This window comes from Arcicella sp. GW821-FHT09D11 (assembly GCF_059416265.1).
In genome coordinates, this window is the sequence record NZ_JBWKOV010000016.1 from 19301 (window position 1) to 43091 (window position 23791).

The 23791-nt window shown below is 35.7% G+C and carries 18 protein-coding genes and 2 riboswitches; of the genes, 15 read left to right on the plus strand and 3 right to left on the minus strand.

Annotated features, from left to right (window positions below; all coding sequences use genetic code 11):
- The first annotated feature begins 76 nt into the window (after positions 1-76).
- The 12 genes from AC07N0_RS22700 (at position 77) to AC07N0_RS22755 (ending at position 13181) form a co-directional block, all read left to right on the plus strand.
- The gene (locus tag AC07N0_RS22700; protein WP_494591128.1) at positions 77-1495 is read left to right on the plus strand and encodes a gluconokinase; all 1419 of its coding nucleotides are present in this window, start codon (positions 77-79) and stop codon (positions 1493-1495) included.
- 206 nt (positions 1496-1701) lie between these two features.
- Positions 1702-2247 carry an RBBP9/YdeN family alpha/beta hydrolase gene (locus AC07N0_RS22705; RefSeq protein WP_492803897.1) on the plus strand — a complete coding sequence of 182 codons (546 nt, stop codon included), beginning with the start codon at positions 1702-1704 and terminating at the stop codon, positions 2245-2247.
- Positions 2248-2264: 17 nt separating this feature from the next.
- On the plus strand, positions 2265-2828 hold the full coding sequence (locus AC07N0_RS22710; protein WP_494591129.1) for a redoxin domain-containing protein: 564 nt from the start codon (positions 2265-2267) through the stop codon (positions 2826-2828).
- A 128-nt stretch (positions 2829-2956) separates the two neighbouring features.
- The gene (locus tag AC07N0_RS22715; RefSeq protein WP_494591130.1) at positions 2957-3604 is read left to right on the plus strand and encodes a redoxin domain-containing protein; all 648 of its coding nucleotides are present in this window, start codon (positions 2957-2959) and stop codon (positions 3602-3604) included.
- 38 nt (positions 3605-3642) lie between these two features.
- On the plus strand, positions 3643-4566 hold the full coding sequence (locus AC07N0_RS22720; protein WP_492803903.1) for a family 2A encapsulin nanocompartment shell protein: 924 nt from the start codon (positions 3643-3645) through the stop codon (positions 4564-4566).
- Complete coding sequence (locus AC07N0_RS22725; protein ID WP_494591131.1) at positions 4550-6403, plus strand: family 2A encapsulin nanocompartment cargo protein cysteine desulfurase; 1854 nt, start codon at positions 4550-4552, stop codon at positions 6401-6403. Before AC07N0_RS22720 ends, AC07N0_RS22725 begins: the two co-directional genes overlap by 17 nt.
- Positions 6404-6532: 129 nt before the next feature.
- Positions 6533-7381 (plus strand): serine O-acetyltransferase, encoded by an 849-nt coding sequence (locus AC07N0_RS22730; protein ID WP_494591132.1) that lies wholly within the window; start codon positions 6533-6535, stop codon positions 7379-7381.
- A 74-nt stretch (positions 7382-7455) separates the two neighbouring features.
- Positions 7456-8667, plus strand: coding sequence for a sterol desaturase family protein (locus AC07N0_RS22735; protein WP_494591133.1), 1212 nt, complete (start codon positions 7456-7458; stop codon positions 8665-8667).
- A gap of 42 nt (positions 8668-8709) precedes the next feature.
- Positions 8710-9657, plus strand: a complete 948-nt coding sequence (locus AC07N0_RS22740) for a sulfite exporter TauE/SafE family protein (protein WP_492803911.1) — start codon at positions 8710-8712, stop codon at positions 9655-9657.
- On the plus strand, positions 9600-11141 hold the full coding sequence (locus AC07N0_RS22745; protein ID WP_494591134.1) for a tetratricopeptide repeat protein: 1542 nt from the start codon (positions 9600-9602) through the stop codon (positions 11139-11141). Before AC07N0_RS22740 ends, AC07N0_RS22745 begins: the two co-directional genes overlap by 58 nt.
- Before the next feature lie 97 nt (positions 11142-11238).
- Positions 11239-11335: riboswitch (SAM riboswitch) on the plus strand.
- Between the two features lie 74 nt (positions 11336-11409).
- Positions 11410-11865, plus strand: coding sequence for a protein-disulfide reductase DsbD domain-containing protein (locus tag AC07N0_RS22750; protein ID WP_494591135.1), 456 nt, complete (start codon positions 11410-11412; stop codon positions 11863-11865).
- A 125-nt stretch (positions 11866-11990) separates the two neighbouring features.
- On the plus strand, positions 11991-13181 hold the full coding sequence (locus AC07N0_RS22755) for a cysteine desulfurase family protein (protein WP_492803917.1): 1191 nt from the start codon (positions 11991-11993) through the stop codon (positions 13179-13181).
- Positions 13182-13350: 169 nt separating this feature from the next.
- On the opposite strand, the gene AC07N0_RS22760 is transcribed toward AC07N0_RS22755, so the two are convergent.
- The 3 genes from AC07N0_RS22760 to AC07N0_RS22770 all read right to left on the minus strand — a co-directional run bounded on the left by AC07N0_RS22760 (position 13351) and on the right by AC07N0_RS22770 (position 19671).
- Positions 13351-14796, minus strand: coding sequence for an arylsulfatase (locus AC07N0_RS22760; protein WP_494591136.1), 1446 nt, complete (start codon positions 14794-14796; stop codon positions 13351-13353).
- A gap of 98 nt (positions 14797-14894) precedes the next feature.
- Positions 14895-16376, minus strand: a complete 1482-nt coding sequence (locus AC07N0_RS22765) for a RagB/SusD family nutrient uptake outer membrane protein (RefSeq protein WP_494591137.1) — start codon at positions 16374-16376, stop codon at positions 14895-14897.
- A gap of 25 nt (positions 16377-16401) precedes the next feature.
- On the minus strand, positions 16402-19671 hold the full coding sequence (locus AC07N0_RS22770) for a SusC/RagA family TonB-linked outer membrane protein (RefSeq protein ID WP_494591138.1): 3270 nt from the start codon (positions 19669-19671) through the stop codon (positions 16402-16404).
- A gap of 583 nt (positions 19672-20254) precedes the next feature.
- Positions 20255-20351: riboswitch (SAM riboswitch) on the plus strand.
- A 194-nt stretch (positions 20352-20545) separates the two neighbouring features.
- On the opposite strand from AC07N0_RS22770, the gene AC07N0_RS22775 reads away from it, so the two are divergent.
- The 3 genes from AC07N0_RS22775 to AC07N0_RS22785 all read left to right on the plus strand — a co-directional run bounded on the left by AC07N0_RS22775 (position 20546) and on the right by AC07N0_RS22785 (position 23609).
- On the plus strand, positions 20546-21829 hold the full coding sequence (locus AC07N0_RS22775; protein WP_494591139.1) for a peroxiredoxin family protein: 1284 nt from the start codon (positions 20546-20548) through the stop codon (positions 21827-21829).
- Between the two features lie 59 nt (positions 21830-21888).
- The gene (locus tag AC07N0_RS22780) at positions 21889-22524 is read left to right on the plus strand and encodes a YceI family protein (protein WP_494591140.1); all 636 of its coding nucleotides are present in this window, start codon (positions 21889-21891) and stop codon (positions 22522-22524) included.
- A 140-nt stretch (positions 22525-22664) separates the two neighbouring features.
- Complete coding sequence (locus AC07N0_RS22785) at positions 22665-23609, plus strand: cytochrome-c peroxidase (RefSeq protein ID WP_494591141.1); 945 nt, start codon at positions 22665-22667, stop codon at positions 23607-23609.
- Positions 23610-23791: the final 182 nt, after the last annotated feature.

Below are 23791 nucleotides of genomic sequence, written 5' to 3' on the forward strand. Positions count from 1 at the left end.
AAAGAAACAAAAAGGAAAAGGATTTTAGATACCCTAACATCGATGAACTCCGTCAGAATTTATCGATTGAAAGATAATGAGCCATTTTTATATAGGAATTGATATTGGAACAACTGCCACCAAAGCAATTGTTTTTACAAATGAAGGGAAAATAATACAGCAATATTCAAAAGAATATGAGATGTATCATCCTGAACCAGATTGGAGTATCCAACAGCCCTCTGATATTTTAGAGGCTGTGCTTGAATGTATTGAGAAACTTACTGAGCATATTAATCCGTATTTTATCAGTTTTAGTTCCGCCATGCAAAGCTTGATTGCGGTGGATGAAAACGGAAACCCATTAACAGATGTAATTCTTTGGGCAGACAACCGAGCGAGTGCCGAAGCATCTGAATTGAAAGAGAGTGAGCTCGGGAAACAATTTTATGGCAAAACGGGTATTCCTATTCATACCTTTTGTCCGATGACCAAAATACTTTGGTTAAGAGAAAATCAGCCTGATATTTTTACCAAAACGCATAAATTTATTAGTATCAAAGAATACGTTTGGCATCATTTGACAGGAGAATTTGTGGTAGATTCTTCAATGGCATCAGGCACAGGGTTAATGAATATCTCAGACCTTACTTGGAATACGGACATATTAGCTTACCTAGAGATTAATGAAAGCAAACTTTCCACGATTGTAAGTCCTAAGCATACTGCACAAACCCTCATTGGTAATAAAACGTTGGTAATAGGAGCGGGGGATGGAGCTTTAGCCAATCTGGGTACAGGGGCAATGGAAAAAGGTAGAATGTCTCTGACGATTGGCACAAGTGGTGCCGTAAGGTTACCGATTGATGAACCATTTATTGATGCTAAAATGCGCACACAATGCTATCATTTGGTTGATAGTCAGTATCTTGTGTTAGGAGCAGTAAATAATGGAGCCGTCATTTTGCAATGGTTAAAAGAAGCAATTTTAGAAACCCAAGAATCATTTGAATCGCTGTTTGAGCAAGCAAATACGATTGAAGCAGGCTCGAATGGGTTAATATTCGTCCCTTACTTATTAGGGGAAAGAGCGCCAATTTGGGATGCATCTGCTCAAGGAACTTTATTAGGCATTACAATCAACCATACAAAAGCACATTTTATTCGAGCGACGCTAGAGGGGATTCTGTTTGGCTTGTTAAGTATTACTGATATTTTGTTACCCGAAAAATCTGCCAGAAAAAATTTGACTATTATGGCAAGTGGTGGTTTTGCAAAGAGTGATGTCTGGTTACAAATTGCTGCTGATATTTTTCAAATGAAAGTAGTGGTTTCACAAACCATTGAAGGCTCTGCTTGGGGAGCAGTAATGCTTGGACTAGATGCTTTTGGCATGACCACACATTGTCTGGATATAGATGAGAAAATATTTACACCCAACCCCACACATGAAAGTGTGTACCAAGAAAATTTTAGAAAATTCAATAAGGTGTATGAAGCATTAAAATCATTATAAGTAAATAAGACCTGTAGGTGCCCTGATATGATGCAAAATAGTGCAAAATCAGAGCATTTATGATACTGTATTATTAAGAAATTTTAAATAATATTTGCAAATACAACTTTGATTAATAATCTTTGTCTATCGGTTTTATAGTCTAATAAAGGTCTCGTTTAACCTTGTTAGACGTATATTTATAAGCGTAATTTTTGTAATTAATCATGGCAGTACATTTTTTAACGGTTCCAGGTTTAGGGAGTTCAGGGCCAAAGCACTGGCAAACAATTTGGGAACAGCAATACCCAGCAGTATTTAACAGAGTAGAACAGGAAGATTGGGATTTGCCAGTTGTCGAAAAATGGGTTGAAACTTTGCAAAAATCTATTAGTAATTTACAAGAACCTACTGTATTAATTGCACATAGCTTGGGGTGTCTAGCCGTAGTTTTGTGGGCTAAAAAATACACTTCTGATAAAATAGAAGGCATTTTGTTTGTAGCACCACCAGATTCAGAAAGAAAAGATTTTCCTAAACAAATTTCAGGATTTTCGCCTATTCCTTCAGAAGAACTTCCTTATAAAAGTGTATTGATTGCTAGTATAAATGATGAATATGCTACTATCGATAGAGCCAAGGAATGGGCAGGGAATTGGGGAAGCCAATTTGTAAATATTGGTTCGGTAGGACATATTAATGCTGATTCTAACCTTGCAGATTGGCAAGTAGGCAAAGGCATCATCAATTCAATTTTTAACACTTCATTATAATTTTACAGTTCATCAACATGCAAGAACCTATCGATAAAAAACGCCCTAAAGCCTTACAAGCCAGCAATTTTGCACCAAATTTTTGGCTGATTAAGGAGATGGGGCGATGGAGTAACCTCCCCAAAAATATTGAAAATCAACCCAATTTCACGCTCAGCGAATTAATGCTTTTTCGTCCATTGGTGCTGAGTTTTTTTTCACCCTCTTGGAATAATTATGGAGAAATACACTTAGAATTACTACAGAAGGCCCATAAGCGACTGAAAAACATTGGAGCAGAAATCCTAGTAATGACAGATGTATTACCTGACAAATTGGATACTTTAGCCAATGAATACAAATTAAGTTTTAATATTTGTCATGATAGAAATAATGAAATAGCAGAATTATTAGGCGTTTATTCGAAAGACTACCCGATTTGGCAAAGAATAACAGGAATTTCTAAAGAAGTACCCTTGCCAGCTACCTTTATTATTGTTCCCAACCTACTGATTATTTATAGTTTCGTTGACGATGATTTTGAAAGCATTTTTTCGATAAAAGAAATGGAAGCATTCATCAAACTTTATCGTAATAAATAATCTGACTACTTAAGATATGAAAAATATTTTTTCAATTAATCTACAAATCTTATAGGATATATAGTTTTTGTATTATAACTTTGTTTCAAGAAATTAAGGAAAGCTCACATTTAGTCCACATATTAATAATGCAAGCATATAATCAATCAAACGCCATCATTTGGGATAGTACATTCCCCATAAATATATTCAAAGGCAACACAGCCAAGTTATCACCTTTAAAAATTGGGTCACGTTTACCTTTATTGCCTATTTCATCAGTATGTGGATTTTGGAAACACTTTTCTGAAGAAGTAAATCCGCAGAAACTAACATTACAACAAGTTCAACAAAATAAACCATTAGTAATTAGTTTTTTATCTGGTGGTTGGAATGAATACGGCTTGAAACATTTCAATACCTTGAAAGCTTCATATCAAGAGATTTTGGCACTTGGTGGAGACTTACTTGTAGTTGTTCAAGCATCTAAAGAAGAAACAAAAGAATTGGTAGAATACTTTAATTTACCTTTTAATGTAATAGCCGATTCGGCAAACCAAATCGCTAAACAATTTGGTATTTATTCACAGGAGTTCGCCGTTTGGGATCGTATTGCTGGTATTTCAGAAGATGTACCCGTTCCTGCTACCTACGTAATTAGTCAACAAGGAAGAATCGTTTATGACGCCATTGATGAAGACTTTAGTAAACCGTTTTCACCTTCGGAAATGTTAGGAGCAGTATTTAGTGCTGCCCGTAATATTCCTTATTCTATTAAATATCGTGCTGTGGCATAATTGTCTGAGATTATCAATCCCTTTTAATTACCTATAATATGTCAGAATTGAACAAGTACAAACAAACAGCACTTGGTGATGTTGCAGCTAGGCAGTTAGCCATTGCAACCCGCACAGTACCACAATTTGAATCAATTACTCCTCGCTGGTTAACACATTTACTCAATTGGATTCCTGTAGAATCAGGCGTTTATCGATTGAACAAAGTAAAGGAGGGAAGTATTGCCGAAGTTGACTGCTCGGGTCGTGATGAAAGAAACCTTCCTCACACTTTTATCGATTACGTTGAAAACCCACGTGAATATAACCTTAGTGCGGTAAATACCGTGTTGGATGTTCATACACGTGTTTCAGATTTATACAGTAAGCCTTATAACCAAATTAGTGAACAGCTACGTTTGACGATTGAAAGCATCAAAGAGCGTCAGGAAAGCGAATTGATTAATAATAAAGAATACGGCTTATTGAATAGCATTGCCCCTAAACAAAAAATCAAAACGCGTGTAGGTCCGCCGACACCAGATGATTTTGACGAATTATTGACAAAAGTTTGGAAAGAACCGGGCTTCTTTTTGTTACATCCATTAGCCATTGCTGCTTTTGGTCGCGAGTGTACTCGTCGTGGTGTTCCACCGCCAACAGTGTCATTGTTTGGTTCACAATTTATCACTTGGAGAGGTATTCCTTTGATTCCATCAGATAAATTACCTATCGAAAATGGTAAAACAAAAATCTTATTATTGCGTACTGGTGAAAACCGTCAGGGTGTAGTAGGACTTTATCAACCAGGTTTACCAGGCGAACAGTCTCCAGGGTTAGCAGTAAGATTTATGGGAATCAATGATAAAGCGATTGCTTCTTACTTAGTATCATTGTATTGCTCATTAGCGGTATTAGTAGATGATGCTATTGCTGTATTGGAAGACGTAGAAATAGGAAATTACTATGAATATAAATACTAATCAACAGGGAAATATATTGCAGGGCATACCTTCTGTAGAAGATTTACAGCAACTAGCAAATGATATTTTCAAGGCACTTCCTAATGAAGTGCCTAAGGAAATTTCATTGAATCCACAGGAACACCCCAAGGCGAATCACTTTGCTGAAAGATTTTACGAAACGCTTCAAGGTATACCCACTTCAAATACAGGAGTAGGTGTATCGCCTTCGGCTTTTCAACATGGGAGTGTGTTTCAACCTATAGGAAATGCTGGTGTTCAACCGCAAACTAGTTTGCCAGACCCACATTTTGCTAATCCAGCTAGTCAGCCTTCATTTTCTGGATTTGGGGGTTCAGCATCAGCTTTGCCAAATATCGGTACCGTTGATACGAAATCACCATTGGCTGCTACTTCCCTTTTTGAATTAGATTCAAATAATATTTTACCATCGCTCAGTACTTTCGGTTATATCCCGTCTGTTCAAACAAAAGCACCGATTGGTGTCAATGATGCGTCTTATTATTTTCTATCAGGACAAAGTCAAAATCCTTATAGAACTTATGATAAAACGCCTCAGTTTCCCGAAAAAGCATCAAATTATGATTCTTTTGGGGCAACTAGTTCAGCGTTTGATGCCAATCTGATAAAAAAAGATTTTCCTATTTTACAAGAAAGAGTAAATGGACGTCCATTAGTTTGGTTAGATAACGCCGCTACGACACAAAAGCCAAAGCAAGTAATTGATAGAATTACGTATTTTTATGAACACGAAAACTCAAACATTCACCGTGCAGCCCATGAATTAGCAGCTCGTGCTACTGATGCTTATGAGGGTGCTCGTGAGAAAGTCAGGGCTTTCTTGAATGCACGTTCTACCAATGAAATCGTTTTTGTACGTGGAGCAACTGAGGCTATCAACTTAGTAGCCAAAAGTTGGGGTGAACAAAACCTAAAAGCTGGTGATGAAATCATTGTCAGCCATCTTGAACATCATGCCAATATTGTGCCTTGGAAACAATTGGCAGACAAAAAAGGCTTGAAAATCAGGGTAATTCCTGTAGATGATGATGGTCAGATTTTACTAGACGAATATGCTAAATTGCTAAATGCTAAAACTCGATTAGTATCATTTACACAAGTTTCAAATGCTTTAGGAACTGTTACACCTGCTAAACAAATTATCGACTTGGCTCATTCAGCAGGAGCAAAAGTATTAGTAGATGGTGCTCAATCAGTGTCACATTTGCGTTCTGATGTCGTTGGCTTAGATTGTGATTGGTTTGTTTTTTCAGGACATAAAGTATTCGGGCCTACGGGTATTGGTGTACTATATGGTAAAGAAGAATTATTGAACGAAACTCAGCCGTGGCAAGGTGGGGGAAACATGATTGTTGATGTTACTTTTGAACAGATTCAATACCATGATGCACCCTCACGTTTTGAAGCAGGAACGGGCAATATAGCAGATGCAGTTGGGTTGGGTGCAGCAATAGACTATGTTAATAAAATCGGAATAGATGTTATTCATCAATACGAGCATTATTTATTAGTGTACGCTACCAAGCTATTAAAAGAAATTCCGGGACTTCGTTTGATTGGTACTGCCAAAGAAAAAGCGAGCGTACTGTCTTTCATTTTTGATGGCTATAGTAATAACGAAGTAGGTCAAGCACTGAACAAAGAAGGAATAGCTGTAAGAACTGGTCACCACTGTGCGCAACCGATTTTGAGACGATTTGGCTTAGAATCAACTGTGCGTCCATCTTTGGCTTTTTATAATACGCAATCAGATGTTGATTTATTAGTAGAAACACTTTATAAATTACGTGCAGGACACAAACAAGCTGTAAGATAGCTCTGAGTTTATATCCCTAGCGAGGGACTTAAGTCCCTCGCTAGGGATATGTTTAATAACTGTTTTGTTTTAGAGAGGCGATTTTGTCTTTTCAATTAAAACCACCACGATTGAAATTAAAAATTATACATGAAAAATCATCATACTCAACCTTTAATTGATCTTCTTCGTAAAACTCATCATGCAGAATGGGAAGCTACTCCGTCTGCACAAGAAGCGATTAGTTGGTTGAATGATCTTGTTCATTTTTTATTTCCAAGCAACCATTTACCTAAGCAATCTTCTTACGAAGGAATCTTAAAGAAGAACCAGATTGACTTAGAGAATATATTATTAAGCTATCTTGATGTTAAACAAATAGATATTGAAGGTGTGGTAGAGGCTTTTTATGTTTCGCTTGGAGACCTCTATCAAGATTTACGTCATGATGCCTCAAAAATTTATGAATGCGACCCAGCCGCAACCAGTGTTAATGAAGTAATCGTGTCATATCCAGGCTTTTATGCCATTACGGTGTATAGGATTGCCAATAAATTGACACAATTAGATGTTTCAGTCTTACCTCGAATTATAAGTGAATATGCGCATGGTAAAACAGGCGTTGATATTCACCCCAATGCAAGTATTGGTGTACCTTTTATGATTGACCACGGAACAGGCATTGTAATTGGTGCAACCAGTATCATTGGCAATAATGTTTCGATATACCAAGGAGTTACTTTAGGTGCTTTGCAAGTAGCCAAAGAGCTTTCGGATACAAAAAGGCATCCAACCGTTGAAGATAACGTAGTAATTTATGCACGTACTACCATTCTTGGCGGTAAAACCGTAATCGGAGAAAATAGCATTATTGGCGGAAGTGTTTTTCTGACCAAAAGTGTTGAACCCAATTCGCAGGTATTTAATACCCATCAACTTAGGATTACTTCTAAAAATGAGGTATTCCAAGAGAAACCTATTTTATCTGAGGTTCATTAACGGATCTCTTTTTATGCTTTTTTAATCTATGTAATCTATCAATTCAGTAGTTAATATATAAAAAATAAATAATAATGAATTTCAATTATTTAGCCTTCGCAGTTCCTTTCTTCTTGTTTTTGATTGGGTTGGAATTCTGGGTATCAAAAAAGAAAGGGAAACATTTTTATAATTTCAATGATACCATTTCAAACCTTAGTGTAGGTATCGCTGAAAGACTTTTGGATGGTCTGACACTCGGACTATTCTATTTTGTATATGATTATCTGTACAAGCATTTTGCTATTTTTCATATTCAGCCAAGTGTTTTATCATGGATTGGTCTTTTGTTAATAACCGATTTTCTGTGGTATTGGTATCATAGATTAGGACATGAAGTAAACATACTTTGGAGCGTACACGTGGTACATCACCAAAGTGAGGAATTTAATTTTACGGTGTCTGCTCGTATTACTTTATTTCAAGCAGTAGCCCGTACTTTCTTTTGGTCACTTTTACCAATTGTAGGTTTTTCGGCTGAAATGATTACTACTATTTTGTTAGTACACGGGTTGTATCCATTTTTTATCCATACCCGTACTGTTGGCAAACTAGGCGTATTGGAATATATTTTTGTAACGCCATCGCACCACCGCGTGCACCATGCTAACAACGACCAATATTTAGATAAAAACTACAGCGATGTGTTTATCATTTGGGATAAGTTGTTTGGCACTTTTGCAGAAGAAATAGAAGAACCAACTTATGGTTTGACAAAACCATTGAATAGTAATAGTTTTTTATGGCAACATTTTCATTTTATGCTTGAAATGGCCTATGCTTTTAAATATGCTACTGGTTGGAGAAATAAACTAAGAATGCTTTTTGGGAAGCCAGAATATATTAACCCTACTTACAGACGAGTATTAGAGCAAAAGTTTGTGATTCATAAAACAGATAAGCTTTATACCACACGGTTTAGAAATTATGTGGTTTTGCAAATGACTTTAATTTTAATCACGTTGTTTACCTTTTTGCTTTTAGAAGGGCAGATTGATTTGTCAACTCAAATAGCTACTACGCTGATTATATTGGTTACGCTAGTGAATTGTGGGGCTATTTTAGAGCAAAGAAGATGGATTTTTTACCTAGAATACACACGATGTTTTCTGATTTTGTGGGTAGGCTATATCCATTTTGAAAATGCCCTTAATCCCTATGTTTTGTTTAGCATCGTTTTAATCGTTACGCTTTATTTCAAAACATTAAATCGCCAGTATTTGCGATTGATTTACGGTCTCCATTAAACCTAAACCAGATTTGTATAATAATTCTTAATTACATCAATTATGGAAAACAATCAGTTCTTAAATAAAATATCAGTTCGTCTGAAACTCAATAACCAGTTTGAACGCTCATTGATGTGGGTTGTTGCCATTGCTATTTATGTTATCGCTTTTAGTGTTTTCATTGGCAAAGCCCCTTTGCTTGATGCGGCTTATCAAGCCAAAGAGTGGCTAGGACCAGATTTCTATTTATACTTAGGCGTAGGTTTGTTGGCTCAATTAGTAGATGGCTCTTTAGGAATGGCTTATGGCATTACTTCTACTTCTTTTTTATTAGGAATAGGCGTTCCTCCTGCTTTGAGTAGTACAAGTGTTCACGTTTCTGAAATGTTCACTACTGGAGCATCTGCTATTTCGCATTATCAGTTTAAAAATATTAATAAAAAATTGTTCAGAGCCTTGCTTTGGGGTGTGGTAGGTTCAGTGGCAGGGGCATATTTATTGTCAGAAATCATTGATGGTAATTTTATAAAACCCTATATCTCGCTATACATGCTAATACTTGGTGTGGTTATTTTGAAAAAAGCGTTTCAAAAAAATATCGCTAAACGTAAAACAAAGCGAGTGGGATTATTAGCCATTTTCGGTGGATTCATGGATGCCATTGGCGGTGGTGGTTGGGGTCCAATCGTTACGTCTTCTTTGTTAGGTCAGGGACGTAACCCTCGTTATGCGATTGGTTCGGTCAATGCCGCAGAGTTTTTGATTACACTTTCTAGCGGACTTACTTTCTTGTTTTTTGAAGGGGTAAATTCTTGGCAAATCATTTTAGGATTGGTACTGGGTGGAATTATTGCTGCACCTTTTGGCGCTATTTTGATTAATAAAGTCCCTAGAAGACCTCTGATGTTTATCGTAGGCTCTGTAGTAATCTTCCTAAGCTTCAAAACGTTATGGAAAGTTTTGCCAGACCTATACCTGTTTATTTCAACAGTTATTTCCCACTGGTAAATGCTACATGTATGAAAAGATGGAACCTTATACTTGTCATATTTCTCTTGTTCTCAGGGAGTTCATTTGCAAATGATTTTGAATTTACCCCAAATTTACAAAATGCATATAGCGAACTTTGTAAATTAAAGGTGCAATCTGCTAAGCAACTTTTAGCCAAAGAACCTGCCAATAATGGTATCAGAATCTGGTTGGAAGATTTTGCCGACATGATTGTGCTTTTTGCTAGCGAAGATGAAAAAGAGTATGAAAGGTTATCTGATAATGAAGATAAAAGGCTGGATTTAATCAAAGATTTAGATGAAGATTCACCTTATAATAAGTTTATTCAAGCAGAAATCAAATTACACTGGGCATTGGTAAAAATGAAATTAGGCCATGAAACCAAAGGTGGTTTTAATGCCATTTCAGCCTATAAATTACTAGAAGAAAATCGTAAACGATTTCCAAATTTTACTGCTAATTATAAAAATTTAGGCGTTTTTCATGTCATGATAGGTTCTGTTCCTGAAAACTATAAATGGGTTACAAAACTATTAGGATTGAAAGGAGGTATTCAGCAAGGATTAAAAGAATTGAATATCGCTGTTAACGATAAAATTGTAGGAAAAGAAGCAAAGTTTTATCAGCTATTTATTCAGTCGAATGTTTTGACGTTGGATGATAATGAGAGACAAGATTTAAGTCAATTTGTGACTAATAATCCTGATAATTTGGCGATTAGTTTCTTGGGTGTATCGATATTGCTAAGAAATAATAAAAGTGAGATGGCGCAGAAAATATTACAGAACAGACCTAACGGTACTGCTTATATGGCCATGCCTATTTTTGATTTATATCAAGCTGAAATCTTATTTAACAAAGGAAACTATTCGCCAGCTATTCAGTATTATCAAAACTATCTAAAAAACTTTCGTGGGAATAGCTTTTTGAAAGATGTAAATTTTAAATTGTTTCTGGCCAACTGGCTAACAAACAATCCTGATAAAGCATTAAATTATTTAGCTAAAATTCCGAATGTGGGCAAAAAATTCTCTGAAACAGATATCATTGCCCAAAATTTTTATGAACAATTTCAGAAAACAAAAGTTTTTCCCAATAAGAATCTTGTAAAGGCTTGTTATGCTTTCGAAGGAGGACATTATACAGAAGCCCTAGCATTTTTGGATAACCTCGAAGAAGATTCATTTACTTCGCAGATTGATAAAGCTAATTTTAATTTTAGAAAGGCAAGCATTTTGCAAAAAATGAATGCACAGTCTCAAGCAATTCCTTTTTTCGAGCGTGCAATGGCACTTTGTGCAGGACAAAACTGCCATTTTGGGGCAAGTTCTTCCTTGCAATTAGGCTATATTTATCAGCAAAGAAATGATAAACCAAAAGCCAGACTTTCGTTTGAAAGAGCAATTGCTTATAAAAAACACGAATACAAAAACTCTATAGATAATAAAGCACAAGCGGCATTAACTGAAATGGGGATTTAATTTTCATTGAATAATTTTTTCAAAAAAAGACATAAATTTTCAGGATAAAATTTGGAATTGTAATATTTAAAATAGAACTTTGTCTATCGAATAAGTAGATTTATAAAGAACGAAGGGAGAGATAAGGCTCTATGATCTTCTGGCAACCTGTAAACCACCATCAAGGTGCCCCAACCTTATTCTAATGATAAATCATAAAAAATCACACAAAAAAATATTGTAATACGCAATACAAAATAGTCTTGTGTTTTACTCAACCTAATACATCATGAGACGTATAGTTATAATCGTGTGCTTAATTTTTGCTTCTATAGCTATTAAAGCACAGCAAATCAATCAGATAGTTAGCTGGAAATATAGCTATGCCAATCCTAGTTTTAAAGTAGGAGATGAGGTAGAATTAGTTTTTACTGCTAATCTGGAAAAAGGGTGGTCTTTGTATTCAAGTGACTTTAAAGCCGATGTTGGGCCACAACCTACTACTTTTTGGTTTGCCGAGAACGGTTCTTTTGAATATGACGGAAAGATTGTACCAGTTAGTCCTTTAAAAAAGGTGGATAAGAATTGGGGATTTGAAGTGTCTTATTTCAAAGAAAAAGCGGAATTCAGAACAAAAGTCAGAATTGTAGAACATTCATTAGACATTTTTGGAGGAATAAAAGGGCAACTCTGCAATGATAAAAAGGGCGTTTGCATCCCATTTGAACAAAAATTTCAATTTTAGAAAATATTTAGAAACCTCTTTCAAAAAATTAAATACAATTCATCAACAATACAGTGAAGTGAAATGACCTCTTAAACCTATTAGCTTGAAAATTAATCAGACAACATTCTAAAAAACTAAACACCATGGAGATTTATTGTGATAACGCCGCTACTACAGCCCTAGATTTGGAGGTATTAGATACCATGATTCCATATCTAACCAATCATTTCGGGAATCCTTCTTCTAGTCATGCGATAGGAAGAAAAGCTAGAGAAGCGGTAGAAGAGTCTAGACAGAAAATAGCTGGACTTTTAAATGCCTCAGAAAATGATATTTTCTTTACTTCTGGTGCTACAGAAGCCAATAATTTAGCCCTTTCTGGAGCAATTAAAACCTATGAAATTAAGCATGTTATAACAAGTAGACTAGAGCACAAAGCAGTTTTACAAACCTTAGGGCAATATAGCCAGAATAATGAATTGGAAATCGATTTTGTGAAAATTGATAGTCGCGGTAATATTGATTTGAATCAATTTGAATGGCTTTTGAAGAATAACCATCAGACGTTAGTAAGCCTAATGCACGCTAATAATGAAATTGGAAATTTTAACGATATTGTAAAAATTGGAGAAATCTGTAAGAAATATGATGCCATTTTTCATAGTGATACTACACAAACCATAGGTAAATATAGGTTTGATATTAAAAAGCTGAATGTAGACTATATTGTTGGGTCATCACATAAATTTCATGGGCCTAAAGGAGTTGGATTTATCTACATCAATAAGTACCGCAAAATACAGCCTCATATTTATGGAGGTGCTCAGGAAAGAGGAACCAGAGGTGGAACAGAGAATGTAGCAGGTATTGTGGGCATGGCCAAAGCCTTAGAAATAGCCTATAGAGATTTGGAGGAATATCATAACTATGTTGCTTTCTTGAAATCAAAAATGAGTACAACATTATATGAATTGTTTGGGGAGGAAATTTCGTTTAATGGAGAAAGCGATTCACCAACAAACAGTTTGCCGAATATCCTCAATGTGGCTTTTCCTCATCTGAAAAAGGGAGGAGTATTAGTAAATCGTTTGGATGCACTGGGCATCGCAGTTTCAGGAGGTAGTGCTTGCTCTAACTTAACCAATAATGGTTCGCATGTGTTGAAAACATTGAATCGTAACCTTGATAAAGATAGCGTTCGTTTTTCTTTTAGTAAATCTAATACGCCCAAAGAAATAGATTTAATTATCAAGACCATCGTAGATATTTACGAGCAAGATATTTTTGTTAAAAAGACAGAACAACAAAAAAATCCTCAATTAATTTTTGCTTAAAAAATTGTATTTAAGCGGTTTTTTACAAAATAAATAGTATCTTTGTCTATCGAATAAATAGAGTAAAAATATAAATTTAAGCGACAGCTTTGTCAAATATTTATTAGAAAGTCGGTGGTTGGCTCTCTTTTAATTTTGGCGAGCTGTCGCTTAAATGTTTTATACAAATCTACTTATTTTGTTTTAAAAAAGGAAATAAAGTAGATTCCACATGCGACTCATTGATTAGTTTACTCAATTCTTTTACCTTCTCTGGATATTGTTTAACAAGGTTGTTCTTCTCAGAAGGGTCTTTTGCTAAATCATACAGCTCTATTGTAGCATCAGGATTGACAGAGGCATTCAATTTTACAGCTTTCCAGTTTCCTTGTCTTACCGCCTGTACTCCGCCATTTTCATGAAACTCCCAATAAAGATAAGCATGCTTTTGCTGGGCTTTATTACCTTTTAAGGTAGGAGCGAACGACAGTCCATCAATATTTTTAGCTACTTTTACACCTGCTAATTCACTGAAAGTAGGGAGTAAATCCCAGAAAGCACCAATATGATTATTTTGAGAATTAGGTTTAATAACGTTTGTCCAACGAGCAATAAACGGTTCTCTAATACCACCCTCATATAAATCACGCTTATAGCCTTTAAAACCACCGCCACTATTGAAAAAATCAGGGTCTGCTCCACCTTCTTTGTGTGGACCATTATCACTCGTAAAAATAACCAACGTATTTTTATCTAAGCCTTCTTGCTTTAGCTTATCTAAAATCTGCCCAACATATAAATCAAGTCTACTAACCATTGCTGCAAAAGCCGCATGTGGATATTCCTGAGAAGTATAACCTCCTTTTGTAGCCTTCACCCCATAATCATTTCCTTTGTAAGGCTTTTCAGCAAATTTGCCTTTATAATATTCAAAAATACTATCGTTAGGCACAAGTAGTTCAGCGTGTGGCAGAATATAAGGTAAGAATAAAAAGAAAGGCTTATCCTTTTCTCGATGATCAACAAAATCTAATGCCTTTTTTTGGATAATATCTGGGGCATATTCTTTATTCTCACGGAGGTTTTGATTTGCTTCTAATATTATCTTCTTCCCATTTTCCCATAAATGATTAGGATAGTAGCGATGTGCCAAAGTCTGACAATTATAACCAAAAAACTGGTCGAACCCTTGTTTGTTTGGGTCGCCTACAGAACCTACTGGTCCTAAGCCCCATTTACCAAAAGCAGCCGTTTGATAACCCGCTTTTTGGAGAACTTCTGCCACTGTTAAAACTGAATCTGCGATAGGCTCTTGCCCTTCTGGGTCAATGCCTTTATTACCTCTGATATAAGTATGCCCCGTATGCTGACCTGTTAGCAAAGAAAAACGTGATGGTGCACAAACACTAGTACCAGCATAAAATTGTGTAAAGCGTACGCCCTGTTTGGCAAGTTTATCAATATTGGGGGTCTTGATAAGTTTTTGTCCATTCACGCCAATGTCGCCATAGCCTAAATCATCCGCTAAAATAAAGATAATATTAGGACGAGGGGCTGTATTTTTTTTGTTTACTTGAGCTGTCGAGCTTTTAATAAAGAAGAGTATAAAAGCAATGCTCAGAATTATTTTTTGCATATTATGATGATATAATTAATTACGATAGAGATTATAAAACAAAAAAGCATAGATAATAAATTAACTTATTACCTATGCTTGCTAAAGACATTTAATGATTAATTATACCCAGGATTTTGTAAGTATAATCCTGCTTTTGTACCAATTTCCGTAGCAGGAACGGGATAAATCAAAAAGTCTGATGTTACCGTATTGATGGTTGTGATAGCATCATTTTTTATCCATGAGTTCATTTTAGTAACAGCATTCCCAGAACGAACTAAATCGTTCCAACGGATACCCTCTCCTAAAAACTCTTTTCTTCTTTCTTCTAGCAAGGTATCAAAATTAACATTGCTGATACTTAGTAGACCTGCACGATTTCTTACCTGATTCACCAAGGCATCTACTTCTGTTTGAGTACCTTTAGCGCCTTTCAAAATCGCTTCCGCTTTAAGTAACAGAATATCGGCATAACGCAGTACGATAAAATTGATAGGCCAATCTCTTCCACTCGTTCCCTTTTTAGCGATGTCAATATATTTTTTAATGAAAGGCTGAGAATATGATAATTGAATATTGAAAGCATTCCTAACATCAGCAGCGTTTGTCAAGTAAGAGGCTTTTAATTCCTTCGAGATATTAAAATTACTTGAGCCATAACCATTACCATATGAATTTGAAATTCCCTGACCAGTCCAGAATGCCACGGGAGCTAGATGACTTGGAAAGCCCGCACCATTTGATGAACTCATGAATTGTACATCAAAAATTACCTCTTTGTTATTCTCATTGTCATAAGCAAAAACGGATGGATAGGTGGATAACAATTGATATTGATTACTCGCTATTACTTCGTTGAACAATGTCAATGCTTTGTCGTATTCATTACTATTGATGCCTGCACCCTCAATATTATACGTTGGTCCAGAGCGAGTTAAGTATACTAAGCCTAATAATCCTTTTGCCGCATTGGCCGTGGCTCTACCCATATTAGCACCAGTATACGTAGCAGGAAGGTTTTGCGAAGCAAATTCTAAATCAGCAATAATCAGTTTATAAATATCCGCCACTGCACTTCTTGGTACAGACTCTACCTCGGCAGCCGTCAACGGTTTTTCAACCAAAGGAACTTTTCCGAAAATACGTACTAACTGGAAGTAATAAAATGCTCTTAAAAAGCGTGTTTCAGCAGTAAATCTTGCTCTTAAAGTAGCATCAGTAACGATACTTCCCTTGCTTTCAAGTGCTTGCAAAACCGAATTGGCATTAAATATGCCATTGAAATTATCGCTCCAAGCAGTCGCGATAAAACCTGTTGTGGTAATATTTGGCGAAAAATCATTAATTCCCTGCCAGTCACGGTTACCATCGTGCAATACATTCAAGTTATCGCTTCGCATTTCTCCCAGCCAAAGTACTTGACTTGGGTAGGATGTCAGTTTGCTATAAACGCCATTTACTGCCTGTGTAAAGTCGTTGGTATTAGTATAAAAGCTTTCTGCTGTTGTACTAGAAACGGGTTGTTGACTGAGTTGGTCTTCGCAAGAGGAAAGCCCTAATACGGCTACACTAAGTGCTATATAAATTATTTTTTTCATGACTGTAAAATGTAATTTTTGTAAATTAAAAAGTAAGGTTAATACCCACAGAAGCCGTTTTACTTAATGGCATTGCACCATAATCTCCTGGAATCGGGTAACTACCATTACCACTTACATTAGTATTTTGCGCTTCTGGGTTTACACCACCTCTATAATTATCATGGTTGAACCAGTTTTGTAAAGACACATACACACGAGCAGAAGAAAACACGCCTGTTTTTGCTAAATCTCGCAAATTATATCCTAAAGTAACGTTCTGGATACGGATAAAATCTGTTGAATAAACCCAATCAGAAGTTACTTGTGGTACTGTATACGTTGATGCTAATTTACCACGAGGAGCATCATAATTTTGGTTTTCTGCTGTCCAACGTTCACGCCAGATACCTGAAATGTTGGCTGTTGTACTACCACCAAAGTCAATAGCGCGTCCGAAGTATGAAAGGATAGAACCTCCCACTTGACCGTATGCCTGAATACTTAAATCAAAGTTTTTGTATTTGAAATTGTTGGTAATACCCCATGTATATTTAGGATTAGGCTGACCATACACTACGCGGTCGCTTGCATTGATTACGCCATCGTTGTTGGCATCAAAATATTTAGTATCGCCAACAGTCTGGTTTTTGATTTTAGCAACTTTAGGGTCATCTATATCGGCTTGTGTCAAAATACCTATTGACTTGGTAACATAATAAGTAAACATTGGCAAACCTGGCTGTAAAATATAAGGGGCATTGCTACCGCTATAAGCTGAAGGAATATAAATTGGCGAACCGTCGGCATTCAGAGAAATTACTTCATTGCGGTTAAAAGAGATATTGGCATTGGTAGTCCATTGGAAATCAGGCGTTACAATATTTCTTGTAGTAATGCCTAATTCTAATCCTTGGTTTTTAACAGACCCAATATTTTGTAAACTTGTAGAGAAGCCACTAGCTCCTAACACAGGTAGATTCAATAATAAATCGGTACTTTTCTTGGTATAAGCATCAAATGAAACATTGATTCTATTGTTCCATAGGGCAGCATCAAAACCAATATCATAGGTATTTGATGTTTCCCATTTCAAGTTCGGATTAGCCAATCCTGCTGCTACTTGTCCGCTCGCTACTATAGGAGTATTACCGCCAAAATTATAAGATGTACCTGCCAATGTTGGAATAGCATTATAATTACCAATGTTGTTATTACCTGACTTACCCCAGCTAAAGCGAAGTTTTAAATCACTAATTGCTTTACTATCTTTCAAGAAAGATTCTTGTGAAATTCTCCAACCGATAGAAGCCGATGGAAATGTTCCCCATTGGTTATTAGCTCCAAATTTTGAAGAAGCATCACGGCGAATACTTCCTGTGATTAAATATCTACCTTCGTAATCGTATTGAATTCTACCATAGTATGAAAAAAGTGTGTTATTATTTTCAGTAGTAGTACCTGTTACAGTCACCCCGGCCGAGTTAGGAATGGCATTACTGATAGTATTTACGATGTTGTTGGCAAAACCACCTGCTGTACTAATGTTGAAAGCTTCGCTATGTACGCTATTAAATGATACCCCTGCTACGGCCGCCACATTGTGAACTTTATCGAAAGTTTTGATGAAGTTAAGCGTGTTTTCATTCACAAAATTTTGCTTTCTATAACCACCATAAGAGCCACTAGCATTTTTGCCAGGATTGGTAAGACGCTCGGCAGCACCACCAACTGCCACATAGTCGGATACATATTTTTTAGTTTGCTGATTTACGTCGTCATAGTTGATGGTAGTCTTGGCAAAAAGGGTTGGTAAAATATAGTACTCAGCATAAATTGATGTCAAAAGACGTGTATTTTTTGTTAAGCCAATCGAATTATTCAAAATAGCATAAGGACTTACCAGACGTGGGCTACTCCATGTATATGTAGCGAACTCGCCAGCACCACTGTTTAAGCCAGCATTTGCTTCTACTACAGGAGCAATGGAGGCTATATTCATGATAGGGCTGTCTTTCCCGTCGCCTTGAGGCGTATTGTTTTCAGAATACGTAGGAGCGAGGTTAATTCCAAATTTGAGCTTTTTATTGGCTTTTGCCTCAATATTGGCACGAACGCCATAACTTTTGTAGTCAGTACCTACTAAGGTTGATTGCTGATTCAGATAATTTCCTGAAAAGAAATAACTTACGTTTTCAGTACCGCCAGTAGCAGATAATTGATAGTTTTGAAAAGAAGCTTTCCTGTAAATAGCGTCTTGCCAATCTACATACTCCAAACCAGGATGTCCTGCTATTGACCAACGTTCGTCGGGCATATAAGAGGTATTGTATTCTCCTGCTTTCAACCCTAAAATTGCCCTACGTTGGTCATTCGTTTGGTCGGCTGTTCTACCCGTTCCAGAGCGAACCCAGTTAATATTGGCTACTTCAGTGGCAACATTTACCCATTCGTCAGCACTTAAGATATCTAATTTTTTAGCAATACTACTAATACCGCTATTAGCATTCAAATTGATTTTTAACTTGCCCGACTTACCTTTTTTTGTCGTAATTAATACCACTCCATTCGCGGCCCGTGACCCATAAATAGCACCTGCTGCTGCATCTTTCAATACTTGGATGCTTTCAATATCATTAGCGCTTAAGTTAGCTAATGGACTTGTGCCAATACTCCCATCAGAGCTTTGTCCAGCTACATCCAATGGAAATCCATCGATTACATAAAGAGGTTCAGAACCAGCATTGATTGAACCCGTTCCACGTACTAAAATACTTAGTCCAGCACCCGGTAAGCCAGATTGCTGTTTTACTTGTACACCCGCCATTTGTCCCACCAAAGCTTGCTCGATTCTTGAAATGGGCTTTTCTTCTAAATGCTTGGCATCAAAAGATGCCACAGAGCCCGTAATGTCACTGGCTTTTTGTGTACCATAACCAATTACGACTACCTCATCCAAAGATTTAGCCGCAGGTTGAAGGGTAATATTAATAATAGTTTGATTGCTAATTTTAACTTCTTGAGAGATATAACCTACAAAAGAATAAATTAGGGTAGCATCTTTTTGATTGACTGTAATCGAATATTTACCATCTTGATTAGATGAAGCCCCTTTTTGAGTGCCCTTAATGACAACATTTACCCCTGGTAAAGCTTCTCCTTTTTCATCTTTAATAATTCCATTAATTATTTGTTCGCTAGATTTAATAGACTTATTAGCAATACTTTGAAAAGAAGTAATTCCTAAGACGATAATGATGGAAAAAAGACTTTGAAAGTTTCGTAAATGTTGTTTCCATTGATTGTGTTTGTCCATAATTTTTTTGTTTAATTTGATAATTTTGGCAAATACTTTTCTATCCATCATTTTTCTGATGTTGCTAGTAATCGTCAAAAAATCTGTGTTTTAGCACGGTTAGATGCTAATGTTTTATTCGAATTGTTTTAAGTAAGGAAATATTAACTCTTAAGTGTAATTATGACACATTTATAATTACTCTATAAAACTTATGGGACAAATGTATAATCTGAGAATTTTTTTGGCAAATACTTTTTAAAAAACTTTAATAATTCAATTCTAATTGTGCAATTCAAATATTTTATTGAATAAATAGAGTGGATTTTTAAGGTATTTATACATTAGTCTACTAAATTAAAGGAGTTTTATTTTAACTATTATATCATTTTTGCACTTTTCTCAAAAAGTAATGATTCGGTATATTTTGGTTATTAATTACCCATTCATTAGGTATTTTAATGCTATAATTAGCAATGATTTTTGTCGTTCTATAAGTATTTTCAGCGCTTTTGAAATGATAAAAAATACTTTTTTGCATTTTTTTAAATAAAGATTTGTTTTTCTCAAATTAAATTAATTAACTTTGTCCATAGAATAAATAGATTTATAATGAACGAAGGGAGAGAGTAGGCTCGATGATCTTCTGGCAACCTGTTAGCCACCAACAAGGTGCCCCATCCTAATTCTAACGATAAATCGTACATACAATCAGTTTTTTATCATGAGTTAACATTCATTGATTCATTGATGTGAATATGAGTTTGCCTCATTGTTATCATCAATCCAAAATGTTTAGTATTTGATGAATTCTTTTTCATCAGATAAGTAATTGTTTGAATATATAATATACTAAGTCTATATATTTAATAGAATAATAAATAAATTAAAACAGATGAAAACTACGAAGCAATTTCTATCACTCACTTATTTAGTGATAGGTTCACTGGCATTCAATGTTGCCGAAGCACAAACCAAGTTTCTTAAAGAAGGCCAATGGCGTGGTGAATTTAAAGTGAACGAGGTACAAGTACCCTTTAATTTTGAAGTAAAAGGAAAAGATGCTGAACACGCTACGTTCACATTATTAAATGGCTCACGTAGAGATGATTTTCATGTAAAACAAATTGCGAATGATTCAGTATTTATCAAAATGAATACTTATGATGCTGCCTTAGTAGCAAAAATAAATGATGATGGCACCTTGTCAGGAGTTTATAAAAGCCTTGTACCCAATTTTAAAGGAAATTTCCTTCCCTTTACGGCAGAATCTGGTAAAACATATCGTTTTGTAGAACCTGCTAAAGAGATTCAGGCAAACCATAATTTGTCAGGGAAATGGGCTATTAAAATTATCAGCAAAGAGCCTGTAGCTGAGCAAGTAGCAGTTTTTGAACAAAAAGGGAATAAACTAAAAGGTGTATTTCTGAAAGTAACTGGCGATACGCGTGAACTAGAAGGTATCGTACAAGGAGATGAATTTACACTGACAGGTTTTTCAGGACCAAGCCCTTGGTTAATTCGTGGGAAAATTAATCCTGATAAAAGTATTTCTGGCGAAGTAGGCTTGGGTATTTATAACAACGTGAAATTTGAAGGCGTAAAAGATAAAAATGCTGAATTGCCAGATGCATATACGTTAACGCACTTAAAAGAAGGATATGAAAAACTAGATTTCACATTACCTGACTTGAATGGGAAACAAGTATCACTGAGTGATGAAAAATATAAAGGTAAAGTGGTCATTGTAGAAATTATTGGTACTTGGTGCCCGAATTGTACCGACCAAACCCAATTCCTTTCTCCATGGTTCAAGGCTAATAAAAATCGTGGTGTTGAGGCTATCGCAGTAGGGTTTGAGCAGAAAGATGATTTAGCTTATGCAAAATATACTTTAGGAAAACTAAGAGATAAGTACGATATCCAATATGATATTTTGTTTGGAGGGATTGCTGATAAAAAAGTTGCTTCAGAAAAATTTGCAGCCTTGAATAAAATGATAGCTTTTCCTACTACCATTATCATTGGTAGAGATGGCAAAGTGAAACAAATCCATACAGGATATACGGGTGAAGTAACAGGAAAATACTTTAAACAGTATGTGAAAAAATGGAATAAAGAATTAGATAAACTTATTGCAGAACCTGTTCCTGCCTCAGAAGTAGCTTTAAATAAATAATACAAATAATAAACTCAGATATTTAATCAAATAATATAATCTCAAATTCAATTATTCACATGAAAAAAATCATTCTAATTCTGACAAGTGTTTTGACTTTCGCAATCAGTGCAAAAGCAACAAATGATAATAAAGGCAGTGACGTAGTATACACCGTTGATAATCAGGCTAGTAAGTTGGTATGGACTGGCAAGAAGGTAACGGGAGCACATACTGGAAACGTTTCATTGAGTACTGGTAATTTGGTCGTTTCAAATAATAAACTGAAAAGTGGCTCATTTGATATAGACTTAACGTCGTTGACGGTAACGGATTTAACAGATAAAGACTATAATGCCAAATTAGTGGGACATCTGAAAGCAGATGATTTTTTTAGCGTTGAAAAATTCCCTAAAGCTAAATTCGTGACAACGGCTGTCACGTCGAAAGGAGGTGAAAACTATGAAATATCAGGCAAACTTACCATCAAAGGTATTACGAATGATGTGAAGTTTCCAGCTACTGTAAAGGTAGACAAGAACAAAACGACTGCTCAAGCCAAAATTTTGGTAGACCGTACTAAGTATGATATTAAGTTTCGTTCAAAAAACTTCTTTGAAAACTTAGGTGACAAAGCTATTGAAAATGACTTTGAGTTAGACGTTAATTTGGTGGCTCAAGCAAGCAATGTAGCAGCTAAAGCTACTGGAAAATAAGTGTTTGTACGCTAGATGTGGGCAGATAAATAGCGTAATAAAATGCTTTTAGAAAAATTTAGAGGTGTAGACATATTTAATTAAATAAGAAAACACCTCTAAATTCTCCTGACTTTATATTTCTTCTATAAATTACCATCATGAAAAAATGCTTCTGCATACTCTCGGTAGCTTGTATTGTATTGATGAGTTTTCAGTATCAGATGCAAGAAAATGAACCTACTAGTAAAATAGCACTCGGAGAAAAACTTTTTTTTGACCCAATCTTATCTTCTAAAAAAACATTAAGCTGTGCCTCATGCCACAAACCCGAACTTGCTTTTGCTGATACAACACAATTTAGTGTAGGTGTTGACGGCATTTTGACTGATAGAAATACACCTTCTGCAATGAACTTGGCAGGTAGAATACATTTGTTTTGGGATGGTCGTTCCAATTCCTTAGAAGAGCAAGCTATTCAGCCGATTATATCAACAACAGAAATGAATCTTCCGATTATGCAGGCCGTAACAAGATTAAATGAAGATAAAGTATATAGTAGAGCGTTCAAGAAAATTTATAAATCACAAGCCACCGAAAAGCTCTTGGGAGATGCTTTGGCGGCGTATCAAAAAACCTTAGAAACTGCTAATACTCCCTACGACCGTTATATCAATGGGGATGATAATGCCATGAGTCCAGAGGCAATCAGAGGACGGCTACTGTTTATTGGTAAAGCTAATTGTGCCAATTGCCATGCAGGAGAAGACTTTACTGCGGATAGATTTAAAAATATAGGGTTATTTGATGGACGAAAACTCAATGATGTAGGACGGTATAAAATTACAAAAGATTCAAGTCATTTAGGGCATTTTAAAGTCCCAGGTCTACGAAATGTAGCCATTACACCTCCGTATATGCATAATGGCGTATTCAAGACTTTAAAAGAAGTAATAGAATACTATAATCAGCCTGATGCTTTTGTGAAAGATGGCATCAATAGAGATTTATCCCTTAGTGCTCCCTTGGGACTAAGTAAAACAGAAATAATGGAGTTAGAGGCTTTTCTAAAAGCACTGACCGATGACCGATTCTTAAAGAAATAGACGGCATTACAGCTAATTATCTTAAACCAAACATATACCTTTTATTGCTCCATTTTTTATATCCTTTAACAATTTAAACCTAATACTATGGTGAGGCTCGTCAAGTTTCATTTGGTCTATCATGACCGATGCTTATCAATTTATTTTAGTTAATCATCTTCAACAAAGCTTCGTCCATCAAC

Excerpts from the sequence above, each read along its gene's own strand:
- AC07N0_RS22730 (WP_494591132.1), top strand. The coding sequence starts at position 6,533 with ATGAAAAATCATCATACTCAACCTTTAATTGATCTTCTTCGTAAAACT.
- AC07N0_RS22705 (WP_492803897.1), top strand. The coding sequence starts at position 1,702 with ATGGCAGTACATTTTTTAACGGTTCCAGGTTTAGGGAGTTCAGGGCCA.
- AC07N0_RS22715 (WP_494591130.1), top strand. The coding sequence starts at position 2,957 with ATGCAAGCATATAATCAATCAAACGCCATCATTTGGGATAGTACATTC.
- AC07N0_RS22775 (WP_494591139.1), top strand. The coding sequence starts at position 20,546 with ATGAAAACTACGAAGCAATTTCTATCACTCACTTATTTAGTGATAGGT.
- AC07N0_RS22780 (WP_494591140.1), top strand. The coding sequence starts at position 21,889 with ATGAAAAAAATCATTCTAATTCTGACAAGTGTTTTGACTTTCGCAATC.
- AC07N0_RS22700 (WP_494591128.1), top strand. The coding sequence starts at position 77 with ATGAGCCATTTTTATATAGGAATTGATATTGGAACAACTGCCACCAAA.
- AC07N0_RS22735 (WP_494591133.1), top strand. The coding sequence starts at position 7,456 with ATGAATTTCAATTATTTAGCCTTCGCAGTTCCTTTCTTCTTGTTTTTG.
- AC07N0_RS22745 (WP_494591134.1), top strand. The coding sequence starts at position 9,600 with ATGGAAAGTTTTGCCAGACCTATACCTGTTTATTTCAACAGTTATTTC.
- AC07N0_RS22785 (WP_494591141.1), top strand. The coding sequence starts at position 22,665 with ATGAAAAAATGCTTCTGCATACTCTCGGTAGCTTGTATTGTATTGATG.
- AC07N0_RS22750 (WP_494591135.1), top strand. The coding sequence starts at position 11,410 with ATGAGACGTATAGTTATAATCGTGTGCTTAATTTTTGCTTCTATAGCT.
- AC07N0_RS22765 (WP_494591137.1), bottom strand. The coding sequence starts at position 16,376 with ATGAAAAAAATAATTTATATAGCACTTAGTGTAGCCGTATTAGGGCTT.
- AC07N0_RS22720 (WP_492803903.1), top strand. The coding sequence starts at position 3,643 with ATGTCAGAATTGAACAAGTACAAACAAACAGCACTTGGTGATGTTGCA.
- AC07N0_RS22710 (WP_494591129.1), top strand. The coding sequence starts at position 2,265 with ATGCAAGAACCTATCGATAAAAAACGCCCTAAAGCCTTACAAGCCAGC.
- AC07N0_RS22740 (WP_492803911.1), top strand. The coding sequence starts at position 8,710 with ATGGAAAACAATCAGTTCTTAAATAAAATATCAGTTCGTCTGAAACTC.
- AC07N0_RS22725 (WP_494591131.1), top strand. The coding sequence starts at position 4,550 with ATGAATATAAATACTAATCAACAGGGAAATATATTGCAGGGCATACCT.
- AC07N0_RS22760 (WP_494591136.1), bottom strand. The coding sequence starts at position 14,796 with ATGCAAAAAATAATTCTGAGCATTGCTTTTATACTCTTCTTTATTAAA.
- AC07N0_RS22770 (WP_494591138.1), bottom strand. The coding sequence starts at position 19,671 with ATGGACAAACACAATCAATGGAAACAACATTTACGAAACTTTCAAAGT.
- AC07N0_RS22755 (WP_492803917.1), top strand. The coding sequence starts at position 11,991 with ATGGAGATTTATTGTGATAACGCCGCTACTACAGCCCTAGATTTGGAG.